We start from the raw sequence: 2,853 nt of genomic DNA on the forward strand, positions 1-2,853 counted from the left end.
CAGTCTTACCTTCACCACCACCGTGCGGATGGTCGTTCGGGTTCATAACAGAACCACGTACTGTCGGGCGGATACCCATGTGACGCTTACGTCCTGCTTTACCGATGTTGATCAGGTTGTGATCTCCGTTTCCTACCACACCGATAGATGCACGGCAGATGATCGGAACCATTCTCATTTCACCAGATGGAAGTCTTAAAGTTGCGTATTTTCCTTCTTTTGCCATCAGCTGTGCACTGTTTCCAGCGGAACGTACCAACTGTCCGCCTTTTCCAGGATACAGCTCAATGTTGTGAATCTGTGTACCAACCGGAATTTCTGAAAGCGGCAGGCAGTTTCCTACTCTTACCTCTGCTTCCGGTCCGTTCATGACTTTCATACCGTCTGTCAATCCCTGCGGTGCCAGGATGTATGCTTTTTCTCCATCCTCGTAGCAGATCAGAGCGATATTTGCAGATCTGTTCGGATCATACTCGATTCCTAATACTGTTGCTGCAACACCATCTTTTCTTCTCTTGAAGTCGATGATTCTATATTTTTTCTTAACTCCGCCTCCGCGGTGTCTTACTGTAATTTTTCCCTGGTTATTACGTCCTGCCTGGCTGCTTTTGGAAACAAGCAGAGACTTTTCTGGAGTTGTTTTTGTGATTTCAGAGAAATCAGATCCAGTCATCTGTCTTCTGGAAGGCGTATATGGGTTATAGGTTTTGATTCCCATGATTGCTTCTCCTTTCAATACTGTTTATTATCACGGTTTCTGTCCGTATGCTTTGTCCCTTCCCCGGCGGGGAATGGACGCCTGTACTGTTTTTGCTTTCAGCAAATTTTACAGTCCCTCAAACAATTCAATATCTGCGCTTTCTTCTGTCAGCTGAACAATCGCTTTCTTTGTCTTAGCGGTTGTACCGAACTGCATGGTTCCGCGCACTCTCTTTTTCTTTCCGCCGTTGTTCATTGTGTTTACGCTTTCTACTTTTGTTCCGGCGAACATTTTCTCAACAGCTTCTTTAATCTGATTTTTTGTAGCATCTGTATGAACAAGGAATGTATATTTCTTCTCGCCCATCCGCTCCATGCTCTTTTCTGTAATTACCGGTTTAAGGATTACATCATAATATTTGATATCAGCCATTATGCGTACACCTCCTCGATTGCAGCAACAGCAGCCTTTGTTGTGATCACTGTGTTGTATTTCAGGATGTCGTACACATTAATTGTATTTGTCTTTGCAGTTTTTACATCAGCAATATTTCTTGCAGAGATCTCTGCATTTACATTTCCATCTTCCAATACGACTAATGCCTTGTTTACATCCAGGTTCTTCAATACGTTTGCAAAATTCTTTGTCTTAAAGTTTTCAAAAGCGATCTCATCGATCACAATGAATTTGTTCTCTGCAACTTTTGCAGACAGAGCAGATTTCAGAGCCGCTCTCTTTTCTTTTTTATTCATTTTGAATGAATAATCTCTCGGTACCGGTGCGAATACAACTCCGCCTCCTGTCCACTGTGGAGCTCTTGTGGATCCCTGTCTTGCATGACCGGTTCCTTTCTGTCTCCATGGTTTTCTTCCGCCGCCGGAAACTTCGGAACGTGTCTTTGCTTTCTGTGTTCCCTGACGTTTATTTGCAAGCTGGCTTACAACCGCCATGTGTACCAGGTGCTCGTTTACTTCCACACCAAATACAGCATCGTTCAGATCGATCGTACCAACTTCTTTACCTTCGATATTGTAAACAGATACGTTTGCCATCTAAGTGTTCCTCCTTCCTCGTAAAACCTAGTTAGCTTTTACTGTCTCTTTAATTGTGACCAGAGATTTCTTTGGTCCCGGTACAGAACCTTTTACTAAAAGAAGGTTCTTATCAGCATCTACGCGTACAACTTCCAGATTCTGGATCGTGATCTTCTTGTTTCCCATCTGTCCAGGCATTTTCTTTCCTTTAAATACCTTGCTCGGATCAGAAGCCGCACCATTGGAACCTGCATGACGATGGAATTTGGAACCGTGTGTCATAGGTCCTCTGTGCTGTCCATGTCTCTTGATAGCACCCTGGAATCCTTTACCTTTGGAGATTGCTGTAGCATCTACTTTATCACCAACCTCAAAGATATCAGCCTTGATTTCCTGTGCCAGTGTATATTCTTCAGCATTCTCAAACTTGAACTCTCTTACAAATCTCTTGCCGGAAACACCAGCTTTTGCAAAATGTCCCTGCTCTGCTTTTGTCACACCATGGCGATGAACGATTTCTTTCTTACCGCTCTTGTCCTTGTTGATGATCTTATCTTTCTTATCCATGAATCCAACCTGCACTGCGCTGTATCCATCGTTTTCCACTGTCTTAACCTGTGTTACCACGCATGGTCCAGCCTGAAGCACAGTTACCGGTGTCAGAACGCCGTCTTCATTGAAGATCTGTGTCATTCCAACTTTTGTAGCCAAGATAGCTTTCTTCATTATAAATACCTCCTGTGATTTACAGCGGAACGCCTTTTTTGACGTTCATCCTAAATTTTAGGAATACTGCTTATTTGTTTTTCATTTTGATATCAATATAAACACCAGCCGGCATTTCCAGTCTTGACAGAGCATCTACTGTCTTCTGGGTCGGCGTAATGATATCAATCAGTCTTTTATGAGTTCTCTGCTCAAACTGTTCTCTGGAGTCTTTGTATTTGTGAACAGCTCTAAGGATTGTCACTACTTCCTTCTTTGTCGGAAGCGGTACAGGTCCGCTCACCTTCGCTCCATTTTTCTTTACAGTTTCGATGATTTTCTTTGCGGATGCATCAACAAGCTGATGATCATACGCTTTCAATGTGATTCTCATTACTTGACTTGCCATAAAAA

General features: G+C 43.1%; 5 protein-coding genes. All 5 read right to left on the reverse strand.

Annotation, left to right across the window (positions count from 1 at the left end):
• Positions 1-718 (reverse strand): 50S ribosomal protein L2 (gene rplB / locus WJ238_RS00305; RefSeq protein ID WP_337605843.1); only part of this gene is annotated, 718 nt, incomplete at its 3' end.
• Positions 719-826: 108 nt separating this feature from the next.
• Positions 827-1,132 (reverse strand): 50S ribosomal protein L23, encoded by a 306-nt coding sequence (gene rplW / locus WJ238_RS00310; RefSeq protein ID WP_337605844.1) that lies wholly within the window; start codon positions 1,130-1,132, stop codon positions 827-829.
• Positions 1,132-1,752 carry a 50S ribosomal protein L4 gene (gene rplD / locus WJ238_RS00315; protein ID WP_230107002.1) on the reverse strand — a complete coding sequence of 207 codons (621 nt, stop codon included), beginning with the start codon at positions 1,750-1,752 and terminating at the stop codon, positions 1,132-1,134. Before rplD ends, rplW begins: the two co-directional genes overlap by 1 nt.
• A gap of 27 nt (positions 1,753-1,779) precedes the next feature.
• Positions 1,780-2,460 (reverse strand): 50S ribosomal protein L3, encoded by a 681-nt coding sequence (rplC, locus tag WJ238_RS00320; RefSeq protein WP_230107003.1) that lies wholly within the window; start codon positions 2,458-2,460, stop codon positions 1,780-1,782.
• A 70-nt stretch (positions 2,461-2,530) separates the two neighbouring features.
• On the reverse strand, positions 2,531-2,848 hold the full coding sequence (gene rpsJ / locus WJ238_RS00325) for a 30S ribosomal protein S10 (RefSeq protein WP_033124771.1): 318 nt from the start codon (positions 2,846-2,848) through the stop codon (positions 2,531-2,533).
• Between the last annotated feature and the right edge of the window lie 5 nt (positions 2,849-2,853).

It is taken from the genome of Claveliimonas sp. (assembly GCF_037273965.1).
GTDB lineage: Bacteria > Bacillota > Clostridia > Lachnospirales > Lachnospiraceae > Claveliimonas > Claveliimonas bilis.

Bases quoted from the DNA above. Each gene is read 5' to 3' on its own strand.
- rplW (WP_337605844.1), bottom strand. From the start codon at position 1,132: ATGGCTGATATCAAATATTATGATGTAATCCTTAAACCGGTAATTACA.
- rpsJ (WP_033124771.1), bottom strand. From the start codon at position 2,848: ATGGCAAGTCAAGTAATGAGAATCACATTGAAAGCGTATGATCATCAG.
- rplD (WP_230107002.1), bottom strand. From the start codon at position 1,752: ATGGCAAACGTATCTGTTTACAATATCGAAGGTAAAGAAGTTGGTACG.
- rplC (WP_230107003.1), bottom strand. From the start codon at position 2,460: ATGAAGAAAGCTATCTTGGCTACAAAAGTTGGAATGACACAGATCTTC.